Source organism: Paraburkholderia sacchari, assembly GCF_000785435.2.
Classification (GTDB): Bacteria; Pseudomonadota; Gammaproteobacteria; order Burkholderiales; family Burkholderiaceae; genus Paraburkholderia; species Paraburkholderia sacchari.
The window spans coordinates 41,921-60,056 of record NZ_JTDB02000015.1; the positions used below are offsets into that span (position 1 = coordinate 41,921).

Here is an 18,136-nt window from a genome sequence, read left to right on the forward strand (position 1 = left end):
CCGCGCTCGATGAGAGTTATGCCCTTGACGTCCCATTTTCTACGACTTGACTAACATCCCAACAGAACAACGCACATGATTGATTTATCACCCGTCGTCCACTCCGTTGAGGTCGCCGCGCTCAAGGTCATTATCGCGATGACAATCTTCACACTTGCATACGCAGCTGTCTTTTTCGGTATGAAGAAACGCGTCAACAAACAGCTCGCGCGACTTGCGGCGCAGTTTGTTGGAGGTCTTTCCGCTGTTGGCGTGATGTATATCGCGTTCGGCGTTCTCGGTCATTCGTAGGCAGACGGCTCGACGTTGAAAATGGAAATGGTTGGACTGGGCGGATATGTGAAGCGAATTCGTTAGACTGGCTCCTACATCGGGCGAAGGCGACCCGCTGCCGGCGATCGCGTATAGCGGGTTCAGGAAAATGCCCATGCGACTGTAGCCATGTAATTATCCGCAAAGCAAACGAACGATGGGGGTGCAATGAAGAAAATGCTGACGGTGGTGCTACTGCTCGCTTCACATCACGCACTCGCGCAGGAATGGGTCACGTACTCCAGTGCGCGCGGAGAAACCCAAGCCTATAACTCGCAGAGCTTGCAGCGAGACGGCGGCTTGGTCACAGTGTGGACTCGCAACATATACGATCAGCCGCAACTGCTCGACAACGGGAAACACGCGAAGTATGGAATGGCAAAGACAATCGTAGATTGCAAGAACGAGACCGTTTGGTTCACGAGCTTGCTCTTTTACGACGAGTCGAACGCGGTCGTTTCGATGACGAATGGCGCGAAACCGGATGTGCTGAGCATCCCGCCTGGTTCGGCCGCATCGTTGCTCAAGCGGCGGGTTTGTCAGTGACGCACCAGGCTGCGACGCAGGAGGAATTCCAAGGATCGTTTCGGTTCGGTCCCACCCGTTGGCGGAAGGTCTAATTCTCACAACCCGCACTGAGATCCATCCGTCCGTCCCAATCAGCGCAGCCTCACAATTTCCGTTATTAGGGTCTCACGAAAAGCGCTCCAGTCTCACTAATTCCGCTTCCCTGCAGCTGGGCTCTGACGCACATTTTTTATCCCACGCGGGTTGCCATCCCCTCAATGGGGGGGTATAGTGCAACTATGATGATATAAATATATCATTTAATCGGCACGCGGAGCGAGCCACCATCTGGGTTACAGTCGTGAATGCACGGTTTGACTATGACGGATCGATTCCAGCGATGCTTCGGTTACCCGATGGTGCAATGCATATGCAAGATCGTGGCGCGAGCATTTTTGTCAGCAGTCTAGAGTTGCTGACAAGGTTTCGCCTGTCGCCGATCGACCATGCATCGGCTGTAAGGCGATTCCAATGTGCCGCAGCGATCGAGTTAAATCCTTCGCTGGCCGATGTGATAGGGTTGTGGCTCGAAGATCGAAACCTTGAACCATTTGCTCTACTTGTTGAATCGCTATTGTTACCGGAGTACACGCGACGACGAAGGATAAACGATGAGCAGCATCGAATCGCGAAATCGGAAGCTACAGACCCGAGAACTGGCGAGGTACAACGGCCGCTACAGCAAAACGAAACGCGGCTACGTGGTGAACGTACTGGAAAAGCGAGAAGGGCAGCGTGTGTTGGTGGAAGGGATCGGCCAGGATGGATGGCGAGGCCGGTTCTTAGTGAAGAGCGAGAATCTAGCACCGCTTGGACCGGAACTGTTTGACGACTTCTGACGTTGGAAGTGATGGGTGCAGCGCCCGTACTTTTGGCACGCGTCATTTATTTATATTATTATGTCGCGTATGTAGTACGGGGCTGGCGACCATGCTTTGGTTTGCCGGAAAAGGGTACAGGTCGCACCTGTGCCGCGATCTGACCTGTGTGCGCCACGGCGTAGCAGGCGGGCAATTTTCTGCATACGTTGGAAGGCCACAATGAAGAGACGCGCCGATGAGGCCCAACTTGGTTTTGACTTTACTTTTAACGAAACGGTTGCCGCGATAACCCGCATCAACGAAGATGCTGCGGCAGACCCAATTGACGAACAGACTGGAGCACCAAATGCTGGAAGGCGAACTGAAACCCCTCGACATCGCGAAACGCGTCCTGAAGCCGGATACGATCTCTTCAGTGCGCCAGGGCCCGTATCATCTGCGGGCGTGGAAGATCCTCGACCGGTGGGCGCTGAACTCGCCGCAGCAACTCAAGGCGCTGGAGACGGAGGGCGAAGTGGTGTTGCTGGGCCGGTTGCTGGACCAGCAGACGTTGGAACACGAGGCATTGCTGGACGCGTCGGAGATGCTGACACAGGGCGTGAGCGAGTCGGAAATACTGGCGATGGCGAACATCCCGACCGAGCTGAGCTAGAACCGACCGTACCGCAGTCAGTTGCGCCGGCTGTAATCGAGAACGAGCCGGCGACCGACTACGTCATCAGCGATGCCGACAGACTTGGGGAAGGCGGCGCCAAAACAAAGTATCGGGACAATATCGCCGCGCTTCGACTGCTCGCGACCCTGCAAGATGAAGGCAGGGCGGCGACGCGCGACGAGCAAGCCGTCCTTGTGCGGTATGTCGGCTGGGGCGGCATACCGCAGGCGTTCGACCATCGCAACACGGAGTGGCGTGCTGAATTTGAAGAGCTTGCTGGGCTGCTGAGCAAGGACGACTACGAAGCCGCGCGCCGTTCGACGCAGGATGCACACTACACCGCACAGCCGGTCGTTGAAGCCGTGCACAGCGCGATGGTGCGCTTCGGGTTCGACGGCGGGCGTATTCTCGAACCTTCGATCGGCAGTGGCAATTTCGTTGGGCTGATGCCGGAAGCAATTCGAGAGCACTCGAAGGTGACTGGCGTGGAGCTGGACCCAGTCACGGCTCAGATCGCGCGGCATCTGTATCCCTCTGCATCGGTCATCAACAAGGGTTTTCAGGAAGTCACGATACCTGGCGGCTACTTCGACGCCGTCATTGGCAATCCTCCTTTTGGCAATCAGTCGGTCTACGATGCCAATCACCGCGACATCTCGCAGTTCTCGATTCACAACTATTTCATCGCGAAATCGCTTGAGAAGCTGCGCGACGGTGGTGTGTCTGCGTTCGTCGTCTCCAACTATTTCCTCGATGCGCGCGACTCGTCCGCTCGATCGCACATTGCTGATCGCGCTCATTTCCTCGGTGCGATCCGCCTTCCCAATACGGCGTTCAAGAAGAACGCACTGACAGAGGTTACAACCGATATCGTCTTCTTCAAGAAGGCGAAGGACGGCGAAATTCCTGACCGCAGCTGGGTCGATGTAGTCGACGTTCCTGATATCGCCGGCGGCGATGACATGCCGCTGAATCAGTACTACGTCGATCGGCCGGAAATGATGCTAGGGCATATGGAGCGCGCCGGCACGATGTATGCGGGCGGAACGCCTGCGCTGATTGCACCGGATGGGCAGGACCTTGCAGCAGATCTAACCGCGGCGATCATCCGATTGCCAGCGGGCGTCTATGTCGGTCGCGAGACAGAGCGCGTGATCGCAGATGCGATACAAGAGCCGATCGAAGTGCCCGAAACCGTGAAAATCGGCGCGTACTTCGTCACGGAGAAAGGCAAGGTTGCGCAGCGCCTTGACGATCTGCTCGATGTGCCTCAGGCAAAGCTTGTTACGGACAAGAACGACAAAGCCCTTGAGCGTATCAAAGGCATGACGGATATCCGCAACGTTCTGCGTGACCTGATGCGTGCGGAGCGGCGTGACGATGCGCGCGAAGAAGACCTTGCGATGCTTCGTGGCAAGCTCAACGTCGTCTACGACGCGTTCGTGAAGCGAAACGGGCACGTCAACTCGCTCGTCAATCGGCAGGCGATGAGCGAAGACCCAGACTATCCGTTGCTCCAGTCGCTCGAACGAGACTATGACAAGGGCATCTCGAAAGATCTGGCGAAGAAAAACAACGTGGACCCGCGCGAGCCGAGCGCGGAGAAGGCCGCGATCTTCTCCAAGCGGGTGATGTCGCCGCGTCGTGAAGTCACGAAGGTGGAGAGCGCCAAAGACGCGCTGGTCGTGTCGATGAACGAGACAGGCGGCGTCGACCTCGACCTGATGGTTCGTCTTTCGGGCCGCGACGAGGATGGGCTGCTGCGCGAGCTGCAAGGACTCGTCTTTCAAAATCCGGCATCGCAGCGCTGGGAGACTGCCGACCGTTACCTCACGGGCAACGTGAAGGAGAAGCTGAAGGTCGCAGAAACGGCAGCACTTGCTGACGCCCGGTACGCGGGCAACGTCGAAGCACTCAGGATCGTACAGCCCCAGGACATCGAGCCGGTCGACATCTCGATCCAGCTGGGATCGACGTGGGTGCCCGATCGCGTGGTCAACGACTTCGTGACGCATCTGCTCGGCAATGTGCATCGTAATGTCACCTACCAGGCGCCGCTCGGTAAGTGGATCGCAAAGGTGGGCGCTGGTGATCAGACGACGATGCGCGTGACGTGGGGTACGGAAGACGCGCCTGCGAACGAAATCGTTGAGTCGATCCTGACGAACAAGGCGATCGAGGTTCAGGACATCGTCGGCTATGACGAGTACAGGAACCCGATTCGCAAAACCAACGAAGCGAAGACTGCCGCCGCAAACCAGAAAGGCGACGAGATTCGTCAGGCGTTTCTGGACTGGGTATGGGAGGACAAGGATCGCCGTGAAACACTCGCGCGCCTGTACAACGATCGTTTCAACACGAACGTCGCTCCGCGCTATGACGGTTCGCATCTGACGCTTCCCGGCGCATCGAGCGCGATCGAACTTCGCCCACATCAGAAGGATGCGATCTGGCGCGGCATTCAGGACGGGACCGAACTGTATGATCACGTTGTAGGTGCCGGCAAGACGTTCGCCTGTATCGCGACGGCGATGGAAAGCAAGCGCATGGGCCTGACGAAAAAGGCCATGTTCGTCGTGCCGAACCATCTGCTGCTGCAATGGAAGGACGACATCTACAAACTGTATCCCGACGCGAACGTTCTTATTGCCGAAAAATCCGACTTCCAGAAGGAAAATCGGGAGCGCCTGTTTGCGCGCATTGCGACTGGCGACTGGGATGCAGTGGTGGTCGGTCATTCGAGCTTCAAGAAGATCGGCATGCCGCCGCAGATGCTTAACGACATTCTGAACGAGCAGATTGACGACCTCACGGACGCAATCCTGTCGATGAAAGCAGAGAGGGGCGACCGTGTCACGATCAAGGAGATGGAAAAGGCTCGCGACAGGATGAAGGCAAAGCTGGAGCGCGCCGCGGAAACCGGCGCGAAGGATCGCGTTGTGACGTTTGACGAGCTGGGTATTGATGCGATGTTCGTTGACGAGGCCGACGAATTCAAGAACCTGTTTATCACGACATCGCTATCGCGCATCTCGGGCCTCGGAAACCTGCAGGGCTCCGACAAGGCGTTCGATCTGTTCGTCAAGGCCCGCTATATGCAAAAGCAGAATGATGGCCGTGGTGTGTACTTCGCAACTGGCACGCCAGTGGCCAATACGATCGCCGAGATCTACACGATGCAGCGTTACATGCAGTACGACGAGCTGAAGTCGCGCGGCATCCATCACTTCGATGCGTGGGCCAGCACGTTCGGTCAGGTTGTCACGGGTTGGGAGCTGGATGCGACGGGCGTGAACTATCGCCTCAACTCACGCTTCTCGAAGTTCCAGAACGTGCCGGAGCTGACGAACCTGTATCGCTCGTTTGCGGACGTTATCACGAGGGAGGATCTGCAACGTCAGGCCGAAGAGCGCGGAACGCGCTTCCCTGTACCGAAGGTGAAGGGCGGAAAGCCAACCAATATCGTGGTGGAGCGCTCGCCGTTGCAGGCTCGATACATGGGCGAACAAACGCCTGTGCTCGATAGCGAAGGCAAGCCCGTGCGCCGTGCGGACGGTTCGACCATCACGAATTGGACGGAAGGCTCGATCATCCATCGCATGGAGAACCTGCCCAAAGACCCGAGCAAGGACAATCCGCTGAAGATCACGAACGACGCGCGCAAGGCCGGTCTGGACTTCCGCCTGATCGATCCTGACGCGCCTGACTTCGAGGGAAGCAAGACGAACGCCGCGATCGAAGAGATGGTGCGGATCTACCACCACTGGGACCACAAGCGCGGCACGCAGCTGGTTTTCTGTGACCTCTCGACGCCGAAGCTCGATCGTGGGGCGACTGCGAATCAGCCGGCTCCGGCGGATCGCGGCAGCGCAAATGATGAGCAGGATAGCCCTGGGACGGAAGAAGCTGAAGTGTCGATGGACGAGTTGCTTGCGGGCCGTGGAGCAGCGAAGTTCTCCGTCTACGACGACATCCGTGCGAAGCTGATCGCGCGTGGCATTCCCGCCGAAGAAATCCGCTTCATCCACGAGGCGAAGACGGACCTTCAGCGCGCCAAGCTTTTCGAGCAGGTGCGGCGCGGCGATGTCCGCTTCCTGCTCGGTTCGACCGCCAAGATGGGAGCCGGCACAAACGTCCAGACGCGCCTGGTCGCCGAGCATCATCTCGATGCGCCGTGGCGTCCGCGCGATCTGGAGCAGCGCGAGGGACGCATCGTGCGGCAGGGCAACGAACTGTACAAGGAAGACCCGGACGGGTTCGAGGTTGAGATCCTTCGCTACGCGACCAAGCAGACCTACGATTCGCGCATGTGGCAGACCATCGAATACAAGGCTGGCGCGATCGAGCAGTTCAGACGCGGTGATGGTATCTCGCGCGTGATCGAGGACGTTGCCGGCGAAGCGGCGAACGCGGCTGAAATGAAGGCCGCGGCAACGGGCAACCCGCTCATTTTCATGCAAGTGCAGATGAGTTCCGATTTAAAGAAACTGGAAGCATTGCACTCGAACTACAAACGTAACCGTCATGCGCTCGAATCGAGCGCTGATTGGTTGGCGAAGGGCGACGACCGGGCCGCTGCGCGCGTTAGCGCCTACGAGTCGGACATTGCGCTGCGTGATGCCAACACGACGGAAGAGTGGCAAATGAAGGTGGGCCAGAACACGTTCAACGCGTCGAGCAAGGACCATCTCATGGAGTCGGTCCTCAGTGGTATGCAACGCGCGATTGAAGGGCGCGCGACGAATCGGGCCGACAAGCCTGCGGTCGTGAACATTGGCAAGTATCGGGGCTTTGTCGTCACCGCTACCGCCGACAACCGCCATGTCCAGTTCGCGATGAAAGGCTCCGAAATGTACGTCACGAGCAATCTCCGCTATTCGGTTGACGACAAATTCAGCGTCACCGGTTTCGTCCAGCGGATGGATAACGTCCTGGAGGTTATCGAGGATGTGGTGGAACAGCAAAAGGAGCAGGCTGCTCGCGATCGCGCCGAGCTGGTGAAGGTGAAGGAGCAGCTTGGCAAGCCGTTCGCGCAGCAACGCGAACTCGAACTGCTCCGGAAGAACAATGCCGATGTCATGGTCGAGCTGCGCAAGATGCAGGACGATCCCGAGTACGTCTCCACGTGGGAGCCTGCGACGATCGAATCGGTGCCGGCGCAGGACGGCGATCTCTTTGCGTCCGTCGATCCCCTGGCGTCGGAACGTGCCGCCCGAGAGGCCGCATACAGCGCCGAAGTGCGCGAGTCGATCGACAAGGCCGCGGCAGATTACCTCGGTGGACGGCAGGAGCCGCATCGCTCTGACGAGTTTTTCAATCGCGGCCACGACCGGCTTTTCGAGTGGGACGGTGGCAAGGAGGTACACGCCGGTCTGATCGAGCGCATCAAGTCCGATCGTGAGCTGGCGCTCGCCGTCGCGACAGCGCCCGGAAAGCGGTACGCATCTGCCGACATGCTGGATGCGGCGGAGTCGGTCGTGCAGATTGCGGCGGCTGCAAAGCAGCAGGCGAGTGCGGCGGGGCTCGCGCCGGAAATGCCGAACCGCGATACGGGCATGTATGCAGGCCGGATTGTCGCGCAGACGGAGCACTATCTTGTGCAGGATGCCGGTCACGGCAAGGCGCTGCTTCATCATCGCGGCGACGTGCTTCAGACGAATCCCGTGAGGGTCGGAGACAACATCCGGTTGAGCTACAAGGCTGGACATGCTCTGGCTCGCGTCAATGATCCGAACACGTCTCTGACACGCTAACTTCTGACGTTGGAAATCGGGATGCGCAAGCGTCCCGATTTTCTTTCTTGACCCAACGAGGCTCGAATGAAAACACTCCTGTTGCGAATCGCCCTGGCCCTTGCGATGGCCGCGCCGGTCGTGCCGGCTTTCGCCGCGCCCGACATTCAGGTGGGGTTCTCGCCTGGTGGCAGCGCGGAGTCGCTCGTGTTGCACACGCTGGAATCTGCACGGCAGTCGATCAGACTGATTGGCTACTCGTTCACGTCGCCCGAAATCGTCCGGGCGCTAATTGCCGCCAAGCGGCGTGGCGTCGATGTGGCGGTAGCCGTCGACTACAAGAGCAATCTTGAGGAAGACCGGTCAGGAAAGGGCCGTGCGGCGCTTGCTGCGCTAGTGAACGCGGGTATTCCAACGCGCGTCGTGCGCGCTTTCCAGATTTGCCACTCAAAATTCGCAGTTATCGATGGCCAAACTGTCGAGACGGGCAGCTACAACTACACAACGTCGGCCGCGCGCTACAACGCCGAGAACGCGATCGTGATTACCGGGCAGTTAGACATCGTCCGGGCTTATCTGAACAACTGGCAGTACATTTACTCGAAGGGCGAGGACTATCGGCCATATTGAAGATTTCCAGATTAGTGATATAGTTATATCATGATAGCCCGCGAAAACGCGGGTTCTGGATCAACCGTATCTTGTGAGGCCATCGTAATGAAAAAAGACATTGCGCTCAGGGTTGTATGGCTCGCGCTCGGAGGATTGCTGCTCAAGGTCGCACTTTCCGCGTTCTATAGCGAACCGCTTTGGCAATTGATGGGCCGTTCGGCTGGGCTGCTCGTGGCGTTCCCGGCATTCCTTAGTCTCTGGTCGTTCGCTGAAGCCATGTGGACGAAGCGGGGGGCGTCACCGCGCTGACGCCAGGAACTGACCATGTCCAAGCCACTGCGCGAGACGATGCCTGAAACGGCTGCGTGGGTCGATATGCTTCGCGATGCCTTCGGGTCCGAAACGATTCACGACGCTATCCGTCGTGGCGCCGGCGAGCCAACATTCTTTGCGATCGAGCGTGGACAGGAGATTGGCACTCGTTCCGACAGTGGCGAACCGTGGCGTCTCGAAGGTTTTGAAGACCGACATTTTTGTCGGTCCTGCGATGGTAGCTGTGTTGGAAATCTGACGGCGTGCGGTATTCGCAGGTAAGGGACTCGCATAAAATCCTTCTGAAAGCATTTGAACAAGCGGTTGATGCCTCGGAAGGTTTATGGACGAAGGAAGTCAACAGGCGTTTCTGCGCCATGCCATGAAGACACTGGGCATGACTTATGACGAGTTTGCGAGCCGGTTACACATCAGTCGGAAGACGCTCGAAAACTGGCTCGCGGGCAACGGTTCCGGTAGCTTCAGGAAGATGCCCGACATGGCGCGGGCGTTTATCGAAGAGATTCTGAGGAACACGCATCGGTAACGCTCGGCAAGCAACTCGCGCGGCAGGTTGCAAGGACAGATGAGATTTAAAAAAATCAGTCAGCGCACAAGGGTGCCCGACTTAGCTAAGGAGTGTCAATCGTGTATCAAATAGCCGGGAATACTTACGGGCCTGACGATCAGCGGCTGAATCAGGCGCTTGCCGCCGTCTACGGGTCGGACAGACGTCCGCTGTGCATGTGTCGCGGCTCGGGCATCGAGATGTACGTGGCGAAGCTCGGGCATCAGTACATCATCAAACGCATGCCGCACACGGGTGCGCAGCACGCGACTTCCTGCGAGTCCTATGAGCCTCCCGCGGAACTGTCGGGCCTCGGCGAAGTGATGGGTGGGGCGATCCAGACCAACCTCGCGGACGGCGTGACCACGCTGAAATTCGATTTCGCGCTTTCCAAGAACGGCTCGCGCGCCGCGCCAGCTCCCAGCGGGGCAGAGCACGATACCGTGCGCACCGATGGCAAAAAGCTGACGCTGCGTGGTCTTCTGCACTACCTGTACGACGAATCTGGTCTGACCCGCTGGTCGCCGGCTATGGCCGACAAGCGCAGCTGGTGGGTCGTGCGCAAAGCCTTGCTTCAGGCTGCGAGCGACAAGGTCGCGAAGGGCGCGGCGGTCGCTGACCTTCTGTACATTCCGGAAAGCTTCTCGTTAGACAAGAAGGATGAAATAACCCGTCGCCGCCTGGCTATCTTCAACCCGCTCGCGCAGGCAGACGGGAGCACGCGCAAGCTGATGATGGTCGTGGGCGAGGTCAAGGAACTCGGCGACGCTCGCTTCGGAAAGAAGATGGTTTTGAAGCATCTGCCCGACGCGCACTTCTTCATGAACGAAGACCTGTACAAGCGCATGCTCAAACGCTTCGAGCACGAGCTCGCGCTTTGGGGCGGCACGGAGTCGTCGCATCTTCTAGTGGTCGGCACGTTCGGCGTGAGCGGCGCCGGCGTTGCATCGCTTGAAGAAGCGTCGCTGATGCTCGTCAACGAGAACTGGCTACCCTACGAAAGTGTCGATGAAAAGATGCTGCTGGACGCTCTGAACGCGCAGAAGCGGCGATTCGTGAAGGGGCTGCGGTATAACCTGCCGTCGACCACGCCGCTGGCCAGCGCGGTCCTGTCCGACACGGCCAACCCGGTCGCCATGTACATCACCTCATACGGGTCTTCCGACGAGTACCGCAAGCAACTGCACGAGCTGATGGAGGAAAGCACGCTCGAAGCATGGACTTGGGACACCGCAAACGAAATGCCCGCTTTCCCGGCTCCTGAAGCACGGCAGGGCCGAAAGTGACCTCGGCGCAATTGCTCGGCAGCGCTGCGGTGCTAGGCGCCTGTGCGGGCGGATACGTGCCTTCGCTCGCACGAGCTGCGACTCGAGTTGCACTCCTGTCGGACGGTGCGAACGAGTCGGAGTGCGCCGACGTTGTACGGCTGTATCGCGGCAAGTGGATGCTCGCCTCGGCGGCTGGCGCAGCGGTACTTTCGGCGGCATCGGTGGCTATCGCGGGATGTACCGCGAAGGGTGTTGCGTTGGCGGTGCTCCTGCTCGTCCTCGTGGTGCTCACTGTCATTGATCTTGCGACCATGCTTCTGCCGGATGTCATCACGATCCCGTTGGTGGTGGTCGGGCTCCTGGTGAATGCCTCGGCGACGGTCGCGTCGCTACATGACGCCATGCTTGGGGCCGCAATCGGGTTCCTAGTGTTCTGGTCGCTATATTGGTCAATCAGGGTTGTGTCTAGGCGCGAGGGGATGGGCTTCGGCGATGTCAAGCTCGCTTGCGCCATTGGCGCATGGCTCGGCTTTCGCCCACTACTGCACATACTTGCCGCTGCTGTACTCCTGGCCGGGTTGTACGCCTGTGTGCTCGCGATGTCGCGAAAGATCAGTGACGATCACCTGATTCCGTTCGGCCCGTTTCTGGCGGCTGGTGCCGCGTTGACGGCACTCGTCGGCACTCCGCTATACGGATTGGTGACGGGTTAGCGAACGCTTGCATGCGATCGCAAATCATCGGCGCGTCAGCGCCCCGAAAACGGCCGGTAGCCGTGTGAGAGTGACCGAAGTGAACGAATGGCGGGAGAGTTTTTGCAGGGATGTGTTCGTGGACAACGCGAAATCATTGTCTGCCGCGAGCATTGTCCAGGGTGGCGTTAATGCCTTTGAGTCTTACCACGGCTCAGCGCCTGATGAGCGGGAGCTGAAGAGGTGGAACGAACAGGCAATCTGGTACATCTACGGCAACCAGGACAGCATGTTCGATAAAGAGCGAAGCATCGAGGACAAGCGCATCGAAGTGCTGGAGCATCTTGAAAAGGTGCATCGGAAGACGCGTCCCGGCAGCTGAGCAACGGATACCGGGCTGCGCCGGCAGGCGCGGCCCAAAGGAAAGGTTGACATGGCCCAACAACTGATTCTGATTGACGACGGCGTGTTCTACATCGAACGCAATGTCAACGGCGATGCCGCAGTGACCAACGGTTTCCTTCTTCGTCGGTGCAAGGTCGGCGTTACGACTCCGGGCGGCTATGAGTGTATTGGAGGTTACGAGCGCGCTCCGTCCGGAATGTGGCGTGCGTCGATTAACGTGCCGTATGACGCGATCACGGACAGCGACAGCTATGAGCTTGGCGATACGTTCGGGACTAACCGCGATGCGATCGCGGCGTTATGGAAGTCGCGGCACGAAGCGCACTGCCAACACTAGAAATCTGATGAGTATCGGTTCACGGCTAATGCAACAGGGCAGGATGCCGATATACCGTCGACACAGTCTATTCACAAGCAGGGAAACAAATGGACAAGACAGAATTGAATCGGCGGGCAATTGTGGCCGCATTTGGAGACGAAGCGGGTCGTCTGCCGGATGGCGTAAAGCCTGAAATCATGGACGTAATCGGCAACAGTGACGACTGTTTGCGCCTGCTGATCGCGACGGGCATTTCGTTCGCACCGGGCGACGGCGAGGTAGCTGCCGAAGGCGGCATGATGCAGGAGCCGCTTGTTGAAAAGGTGGTCGGGGGCGACACGCTCGCCGCGGCGCGTCTGGCTGCGGCAAAGGTCGCCGCGAGCTGGTTGGAGTTCGCAGATCAATGAAGCTAAAACCATCAATGGTCGGATGGCTCCCTGCGCGGGGAGCCCCGACCGTTTAAATGGACTTCCAACGTTGGAAGTGAAAAAGACTGGCGCGCAAGCGCCCCGGACGCTGGCCGGATGGCCAGCAAAAACAACCTGGAGAAGAACCGATGCAACTGGTGAAACTACCAAACCACACCACACCGCAAAAACACCTTTTTGTCGTGAAAGGGACAATTGTCCGTATCACGCCGCGAAAGGATGCATCCACACGAATCACGTTGCTGACGCCGGCCGGGTCGCCCAAGCATGAAGATGTTTTCACCACAGCGCCACTCCCGACGCTGCTGGACCTGCTTGGGCCTCACGTCGAAGTTGAATTGCGCTCTCCCGATAATTATGAAGCGCACACCAGCTACATCGGCCTGGAAAGCATTGCTTACGCCATCCCCCACGCGCTCGAAAACGGTGCGATTCGACTGGGGTTGCGTAACGGTGATGCGATCACCGTGGGCGATGTGGGGGGCATCAGAGAATTTCTGGACAACGCGCAAGGCGTTGCCTAACTGGGACTGGGCGAGCGGCAATCGGGACGGTTCCCGTTCACTGTTCGCATTCGGTGAGCCGCCGCCGCGCAGGAGATGCGGAATGATCAGACCCGAATCCCTGGGCGCCTGGACCGAAACTGTGCTTTTTGGCATACTATGGAAAACACATTCTGCTATGAGTGTCAAGATGGTTCGGATCAAAGATTTTCCGCAACTCCGGTTCATCGCTTGGAATCGCCCCGGTGACGATGTGCTCAGCGATGAGGACGCGTTCGCCCTGTACGAGCGCAACTGGCGCTTTGTTGACCAGAAAGCGCTCGATGGCCGCGAGCGCGCCCTGATTGAGCGGCTGACCAACGAAGTGGGACACGGACATCTTCATGTTTAACCACAGACACCATCAGAACATCATCGGCATCCTTCAAAAGCTCGACGCCGAACTTTTCGAGCGGGCAGGTTGCTATTTCGGCGGTGGCACGGCAATCGTACTAGCCACCAACGAATATCGCGAATCGGTCGATATCGACTTCCTGATTGCCTCGCCTGATGGCTACCGCCAGATCCGTGGTCTTGTCTCTGACACTGACATCAATAAATTAGCAAAGCAGCCGATTCCGCTTCTTCGCGATGTCCGAAAAGAGCGAGACAAGATTTCGACCATCATCAGCGCCGGCGAGGGAGAACGTCCAATCAAGTTGGAGTTCGTGCTGGAGTCTCGTATTCCGCTCACCGGCCAATACATACCCGGCATTCCGGTGCCGACGCTATCACGTGTCGATCTGTATGCCGAGAAGCTGCTGGCGAACTCGGATCGCTGGGGCGATGCCAGCGTGATGTATCGGGATGCCATCGACCTCGCAATGATGCTCGATCAGTGGGGCCAGATTCCGCAAGAAGCGATCGACAAAACGTCGCGTATATATGGACCGGCCGCACTGTCGGACTTTCGCAAGGTGACTGACTACCTTTCTTCCAGCGAAGCCGCACTGGACAAGGCGCTTGCCTCGATGGCGATGGACCCTGAGCTTGCGCCGCGAATCACCGCTGTATTGCAGGCCGAAGTACAGCGGATCGACGGTGCAACGCAGGTCAGGGGAGCAGCTGACTTTCCTGACGAAATCGCGAACGAACTGCGCGCACGGGGACTCGTCGCGCAAAAGATGAACACTGACAAGGGCGTGTACGTCGGGAGGATTTTGATGGTGAGCGGGGATTATGCGGTCCAGGACATCGGACGCAATACCGTCGCCGTCCATCGCATCGACGCTGCCCAAGCCAAGCCGAATCCGGGCGAACGCTACAAGGTGCAGTATTTTTACGGAAACGCCGACTGGGAACCGACGATCCGATCGGGAAAAAACCTCGGGCGGTAAGCGGCCGCTTCTGACGTTGGAAATCTAAAAAAGGAAAAGTATGGCGTTCATTATCCTGGGTGGCCTCGCAGTGCTAGTAGCGATCCTTGTCGGCCTATATATGTTTAGTGAGCTTACTGCGTATGGGCTGGAAGAACTCGACAGGTGCGCGAGAGAGAACTCGCAGGCCCGCAGGTTTATCAAGCGTCAGATGGCAAAACACAAGCCACTGCGCCAGTGGGTCCTGATGCGGGCTGAAAGGATGGTGGACGCGGCGAAACGTGCTGAGGAATCGCGACGTAACGATGCGGACGAGACTCGCCGTCGCCACTCAGCGGAGAAACGACTCCGGGACACGCTTGAATGACGTAATAGCTGCGCGCGTGCATAACGTAACGTATCATAACGTAACAAGAACAGGAGAACGTTATGGCACGTGAACCGAGTATCAGCCAGGACCAGGTAAGCCGTGTGGCTGAGGCAATCAGACTCGAAGGAAAGAAACCGACCGCGCGGGAAGTCCGGGATCGTCTTGGCACAGGCTCGTTCTCGACCATCCTGAAACTCATGAAGGCGTGGGATGACTCGCAGGTCAAACCGGCCGAGCCGCCCGTTGTGTTGCCGCAGGGGTTGCAACGAGGGCTAGTGGAGTTTGTTGCCAGCGAAGTGGAACGCACAAGGGCCGAGCTTCGCGCTGAAATCGACCTAGCAAATCAGGCAAACGAAGACCTGATTCGGGAATGCGAGCGGCTGGCGATGACGGTGGAGAACTTGACAGCGTCGCTCGAAGCCGTCCACGCAGAAAAGGCTGGACTTTCTGGCCAGCTGCGGGAAGTCGAAGGCGAGCGCGACGCGGCGCGACAGGATGCGTCTGCCGAACGCCAAGCCGCCGAATCCGCGCGCACCGAACTGGCCAAAGCGCTGCTCCGGCTTGAAGCGATGCCGCGACTGGAAAAAGAACTTGATGAACTTCGGCAGGAACTTGCTCGGGAGCATGATGCGCGCACAGACGCGCAACAGTCGTCCGCCGTCGCGTTAGCCAAGCTGGAAGGAGCGCAGGCGGCGCAGGCCGCGGCTGAGGAAGCACTCACGCACGCGAATGCCGAACTGACCAGCGTTCGCCAGGAACTGAAGGACACGCGCACCGAGGCGAGCACTGAACTGGCCAACCTTCGCGCGGAAAATGCCACCGTGCAAGCCGATCTGCTCGCCGCCGTCAGACCGAAGACGCGCCGACCACTGAAAGCGCAAGCCCTGAAGAAGACCTGATACTCGGCTAAACGAGAAATTTTCCCCACCTATTCAACGACGCTTCCCCGGTCGCCCAAGACCCGACGAAGCGCCTCGGTCTGGCTTCGCTCCCGTTGCAGCGCCTTTTCAGCTGCGTCCAGCCGCGCCTTGTAGTCGTGCGCCTGTGCGGACAGCTCGACCCTCAACTGGTCCGTCTGAAGCTTCAGATGCCGCTCCAGGCCGGAAAGCCTGACTTCCGCCGCCGCCAGGGCGTCAATCCGGACTGACAACGCGCCCGCCATCGCCTCCCTCTCTGCGATCACTTCCTGAAGCCGGCGCTCTGCCGCGCGTGCCGCAGCCTCGGCGGTCGCGACGCGTTGCAGCGCGTCGGCGCGCGCGGCTTCCAGCTGGCCGACCTTCAGGTACGCATCACGCAACGTCGCCTCGGCCACCTGCGCACGCACTTTCAGCGCGGTCATCTCGCCGTCGTCCCGCTCATCGCCTGCTGGCCGCGCCGAGGCCGGTGCCCGCTCGAACGCCGTCAGGCTGTCCGGCGCCGCGCCCTCATGTACATCGGGTGCGGGTGCCGACGCCACCAGAAGCTGCCGCGAGGGCAGGGGAGATGACCGGGCGCGAGCAATCGCCGCGGACCACGTGGGCGCGGAGGGGCGGCGGCGTATGCCTGCGGTATCGAGCAGCCTAACGTAGACCGGCTGGCCGTACAGGCGTCCGGTCGCGCGCGCGACGCCCGCGATGAAGCGGTCGAGAAACGCGGCGTTGTGCATGGAGGCGGGCGCGTGCGCGTCGGCGTCAGCCGCCGCCGCAAGGATGCCGCGCAGCTCGGTATCGGTGAAGGTGATGGGAGGGCGGGCCATCTGGACTTCCAACGTCAGAAATTCTGTGGGCGATAAACCGGACGGTTCAGTCTAGCCGGATGCCGCATCCGCGTAAATAAAACCGTACATTTTATTTACGCGTTTTGGTTACTTTGCACCATTACCCGGATAATGGTGCGTTTTGTCTGATTTCCGCGCTTTGCATGGGAGGTAGCCTGTGAGGTCCGCCTAGCGGGCTTCTGACGTTGGAAACGACGTGTCGAATGACGACAAAGGCGCCTTCGCTCGTGTGGGTAAGGGCGCAGCTAGGCTCAGTTCGGCCACAAGCCGTCGCTCGAAGATGTCACGAATCAAGTAACTCTGAACCCTGTGCACTTAGCTCTGAATTTTCGGGGTGCGTTAAGCCAGCCAGCAACGAATCATTTGGCTTGACCGCCAGGCGCAGGCACGGTCGAGTTTACTTTCTGGAGTCGTTTTCCGTGCTTTTTGTATTCTGCCTCCAGCCACGTTGGCTCCTCTCTCAACTGCGACGCATAAGAGTATTGTGGGATATTTGTCCAGAATGCAGTAATGGCCTCAGCAAATTCGACGAACTGCGCTTCACTCACCGTTAGCTCCTCATGATTGGCACGGAGCCACGGTAAATCTCTAGTAACGCCACGGTCATAGTATTCGGGATGCTTCGATGACAACTCGCAATGCGCATCTCCATCGCCGTGCTTGTAGACGTTCACAACCAGTCGGCAAGCGTCAAGCTTGTCGAAAAAATCTTTTCCAATAATGTCCATGCCGAGCCATTCGAGCAACTCGATTAGTCGGGGAAAGCCTAGATTCCAAACAACTGGGCCAATTTTCTCTCTATCAAGCCAGTGACTAAACTCCCTAACGGCCTTGTCTCGCAAGGTTTTATCGAACTGATGAAACATTCCGGCTGTTAGTGCAAGGGTGACCGTGTTGTGCATTTCGTTGAGCGCAATCCAACGGGACACACCTTCCTGATACGCATGCTCATAGGCGTCTGCAGGATCATCTCGATCCGGATCGAAATTCTGCCCGGACGCTTCCAAATGCCGCGCCTCTGCTTCGCTCGCCTCGCGCTCGATATCACTGAACTGCGCCAGCAATCTCTTTCTGGCCTCCGATACGTAGAACTTGTGAGGTTCAAGCAAAACCGGGAGGTCTATCGTTGTTGAAAGATAAAACGTCGTGAAATCGCGCCCAGTCATTGCGCCCTCTCGGATTCGTTGATTGTTTGAATGGTCAATGTATGCACAGCTGGTTTGTGGCTTCCGGCTGTTCTTTATCCTACCGACGTCTCCGCGAGCCTTGTGAAGATGGGATGCGGCGATGTTCATATGAGGTGAGGCTTTACGGGGGCCACATACCTTTCACGGCTCCCGAAAATCCTCACCAAACTCCCGCGTTTGTCTTTGGCTAAGCCGAGGACGCAGACTCCTGCCATCATAAAAGGGCTGGACAGATGGAAGGATGGCGGCCAGAATGTCCGTCAAAATACCCAGC

Annotated in this window: 20 protein-coding genes; 18 read left to right on the plus strand and 2 right to left on the minus strand. The window is 58.4% G+C overall.

The genetic code is table 11. The features are described from left to right. The first annotated feature begins 75 nt into the window (after positions 1 to 75). From NH14_RS31135 to NH14_RS31215, 18 genes are all read left to right on the plus strand, one after another. Complete coding sequence (locus tag NH14_RS31135) at positions 76 to 291, plus strand: hypothetical protein (protein ID WP_035534256.1); 216 nt, start codon at positions 76 to 78, stop codon at positions 289 to 291. 189 nt (positions 292 to 480) lie between these two features. Beyond that, complete coding sequence (locus tag NH14_RS31140; protein ID WP_035534257.1) at positions 481 to 858, plus strand: surface-adhesin E family protein; 378 nt, start codon at positions 481 to 483, stop codon at positions 856 to 858. A 632-nt stretch (positions 859 to 1,490) separates the two neighbouring features. Beyond that, positions 1,491 to 1,718, plus strand: a complete 228-nt coding sequence (locus NH14_RS31145; RefSeq protein ID WP_035534258.1) for a hypothetical protein — start codon at positions 1,491 to 1,493, stop codon at positions 1,716 to 1,718. A gap of 328 nt (positions 1,719 to 2,046) precedes the next feature. Then, the gene (locus NH14_RS33775) at positions 2,047 to 2,352 is read left to right on the plus strand and encodes a hypothetical protein (RefSeq protein ID WP_035534259.1); all 306 of its coding nucleotides are present in this window, start codon (positions 2,047 to 2,049) and stop codon (positions 2,350 to 2,352) included. Between the two features lie 197 nt (positions 2,353 to 2,549). Continuing rightward, positions 2,550 to 8,108: a helicase-like domain-containing protein gene (locus NH14_RS31150; RefSeq protein WP_244143509.1), complete on the plus strand. Its 5,559-nt coding sequence runs from the start codon at positions 2,550 to 2,552 to the stop codon at positions 8,106 to 8,108. A 66-nt stretch (positions 8,109 to 8,174) separates the two neighbouring features. Next, a complete protein-coding gene (locus tag NH14_RS31155; protein WP_035534199.1) occupies positions 8,175 to 8,717 on the plus strand; it encodes a phospholipase D family nuclease in 543 nt (180 codons plus the stop codon). An 87-nt stretch (positions 8,718 to 8,804) separates the two neighbouring features. Continuing rightward, entirely contained in the window at positions 8,805 to 9,008 is a 204-nt protein-coding gene (locus tag NH14_RS31160; protein WP_035534200.1) for a hypothetical protein, read from the plus strand. Between the two features lie 15 nt (positions 9,009 to 9,023). Continuing rightward, positions 9,024 to 9,293 (plus strand): hypothetical protein, encoded by a 270-nt coding sequence (locus tag NH14_RS31165; RefSeq protein ID WP_237179826.1) that lies wholly within the window; start codon positions 9,024 to 9,026, stop codon positions 9,291 to 9,293. Between the two features lie 61 nt (positions 9,294 to 9,354). Then, entirely contained in the window at positions 9,355 to 9,558 is a 204-nt protein-coding gene (locus tag NH14_RS31170; RefSeq protein ID WP_035534202.1) for a transcriptional regulator, read from the plus strand. 101 nt (positions 9,559 to 9,659) lie between these two features. Further along, positions 9,660 to 10,865: a DUF1173 domain-containing protein gene (locus NH14_RS31175; RefSeq protein WP_244143508.1), complete on the plus strand. Its 1,206-nt coding sequence runs from the start codon at positions 9,660 to 9,662 to the stop codon at positions 10,863 to 10,865. Further along, positions 10,862 to 11,560 (plus strand): prepilin peptidase, encoded by a 699-nt coding sequence (locus NH14_RS33780; protein WP_152617334.1) that lies wholly within the window; start codon positions 10,862 to 10,864, stop codon positions 11,558 to 11,560. Before NH14_RS31175 ends, NH14_RS33780 begins: the two co-directional genes overlap by 4 nt. 70 nt (positions 11,561 to 11,630) lie before the next feature. After that, positions 11,631 to 11,921 carry a hypothetical protein gene (locus tag NH14_RS31185; protein WP_152617335.1) on the plus strand — a complete coding sequence of 97 codons (291 nt, stop codon included), beginning with the start codon at positions 11,631 to 11,633 and terminating at the stop codon, positions 11,919 to 11,921. 51 nt (positions 11,922 to 11,972) lie between these two features. Continuing rightward, positions 11,973 to 12,281 (plus strand): hypothetical protein, encoded by a 309-nt coding sequence (locus tag NH14_RS31190; protein WP_035534205.1) that lies wholly within the window; start codon positions 11,973 to 11,975, stop codon positions 12,279 to 12,281. A gap of 89 nt (positions 12,282 to 12,370) precedes the next feature. Continuing rightward, a complete protein-coding gene (locus tag NH14_RS31195) occupies positions 12,371 to 12,670 on the plus strand; it encodes a hypothetical protein (RefSeq protein ID WP_237179827.1) in 300 nt (99 codons plus the stop codon). A 149-nt stretch (positions 12,671 to 12,819) separates the two neighbouring features. Then, positions 12,820 to 13,215 carry a hypothetical protein gene (locus tag NH14_RS31200; protein ID WP_035534206.1) on the plus strand — a complete coding sequence of 132 codons (396 nt, stop codon included), beginning with the start codon at positions 12,820 to 12,822 and terminating at the stop codon, positions 13,213 to 13,215. Between the two features lie 82 nt (positions 13,216 to 13,297). After that, positions 13,298 to 13,585: a hypothetical protein gene (locus NH14_RS31205; protein WP_237179828.1), complete on the plus strand. Its 288-nt coding sequence runs from the start codon at positions 13,298 to 13,300 to the stop codon at positions 13,583 to 13,585. Continuing rightward, complete coding sequence (locus tag NH14_RS31210) at positions 13,578 to 14,570, plus strand: nucleotidyl transferase AbiEii/AbiGii toxin family protein (protein WP_052148567.1); 993 nt, start codon at positions 13,578 to 13,580, stop codon at positions 14,568 to 14,570. Before NH14_RS31205 ends, NH14_RS31210 begins: the two co-directional genes overlap by 8 nt. Positions 14,571 to 14,978: 408 nt before the next feature. Continuing rightward, on the plus strand, positions 14,979 to 15,818 hold the full coding sequence (locus tag NH14_RS31215) for a DNA-binding protein (protein ID WP_084225982.1): 840 nt from the start codon (positions 14,979 to 14,981) through the stop codon (positions 15,816 to 15,818). A 29-nt stretch (positions 15,819 to 15,847) separates the two neighbouring features. Here the strand turns inward: NH14_RS31215 and NH14_RS31220 are convergent, their stop codons facing one another. Both NH14_RS31220 and NH14_RS31225 read right to left on the minus strand, forming a co-directional pair. Continuing rightward, a complete protein-coding gene (locus NH14_RS31220) occupies positions 15,848 to 16,654 on the minus strand; it encodes a hypothetical protein (protein ID WP_052148568.1) in 807 nt (268 codons plus the stop codon). Between the two features lie 380 nt (positions 16,655 to 17,034). After that, the gene (locus NH14_RS31225; RefSeq protein ID WP_052148569.1) at positions 17,035 to 17,841 is read right to left on the minus strand and encodes a hypothetical protein; all 807 of its coding nucleotides are present in this window, start codon (positions 17,839 to 17,841) and stop codon (positions 17,035 to 17,037) included. Positions 17,842 to 18,136 lie beyond the last annotated feature (295 nt).

Excerpts from the sequence above, each read along its gene's own strand:
- NH14_RS31135 (WP_035534256.1), top strand. The coding sequence starts at position 76 with ATGATTGATTTATCACCCGTCGTCCACTCCGTTGAGGTCGCCGCGCTC.
- NH14_RS31140 (WP_035534257.1), top strand. The coding sequence starts at position 481 with ATGAAGAAAATGCTGACGGTGGTGCTACTGCTCGCTTCACATCACGCA.
- NH14_RS31145 (WP_035534258.1), top strand. The coding sequence starts at position 1,491 with ATGAGCAGCATCGAATCGCGAAATCGGAAGCTACAGACCCGAGAACTG.
- NH14_RS33775 (WP_035534259.1), top strand. The coding sequence starts at position 2,047 with ATGCTGGAAGGCGAACTGAAACCCCTCGACATCGCGAAACGCGTCCTG.
- NH14_RS31155 (WP_035534199.1), top strand. The coding sequence starts at position 8,175 with ATGAAAACACTCCTGTTGCGAATCGCCCTGGCCCTTGCGATGGCCGCG.
- NH14_RS31160 (WP_035534200.1), top strand. The coding sequence starts at position 8,805 with ATGAAAAAAGACATTGCGCTCAGGGTTGTATGGCTCGCGCTCGGAGGA.
- NH14_RS31165 (WP_237179826.1), top strand. The coding sequence starts at position 9,024 with ATGTCCAAGCCACTGCGCGAGACGATGCCTGAAACGGCTGCGTGGGTC.
- NH14_RS31170 (WP_035534202.1), top strand. The coding sequence starts at position 9,355 with ATGGACGAAGGAAGTCAACAGGCGTTTCTGCGCCATGCCATGAAGACA.
- NH14_RS31190 (WP_035534205.1), top strand. The coding sequence starts at position 11,973 with ATGGCCCAACAACTGATTCTGATTGACGACGGCGTGTTCTACATCGAA.
- NH14_RS31195 (WP_237179827.1), top strand. The coding sequence starts at position 12,371 with ATGGACAAGACAGAATTGAATCGGCGGGCAATTGTGGCCGCATTTGGA.
- NH14_RS31200 (WP_035534206.1), top strand. The coding sequence starts at position 12,820 with ATGCAACTGGTGAAACTACCAAACCACACCACACCGCAAAAACACCTT.
- NH14_RS31205 (WP_237179828.1), top strand. The coding sequence starts at position 13,298 with ATGATCAGACCCGAATCCCTGGGCGCCTGGACCGAAACTGTGCTTTTT.
- NH14_RS31210 (WP_052148567.1), top strand. The coding sequence starts at position 13,578 with ATGTTTAACCACAGACACCATCAGAACATCATCGGCATCCTTCAAAAG.
- NH14_RS31215 (WP_084225982.1), top strand. The coding sequence starts at position 14,979 with ATGGCACGTGAACCGAGTATCAGCCAGGACCAGGTAAGCCGTGTGGCT.
- NH14_RS31220 (WP_052148568.1), bottom strand. The coding sequence starts at position 16,654 with ATGGCCCGCCCTCCCATCACCTTCACCGATACCGAGCTGCGCGGCATC.
- NH14_RS31225 (WP_052148569.1), bottom strand. The coding sequence starts at position 17,841 with ATGACTGGGCGCGATTTCACGACGTTTTATCTTTCAACAACGATAGAC.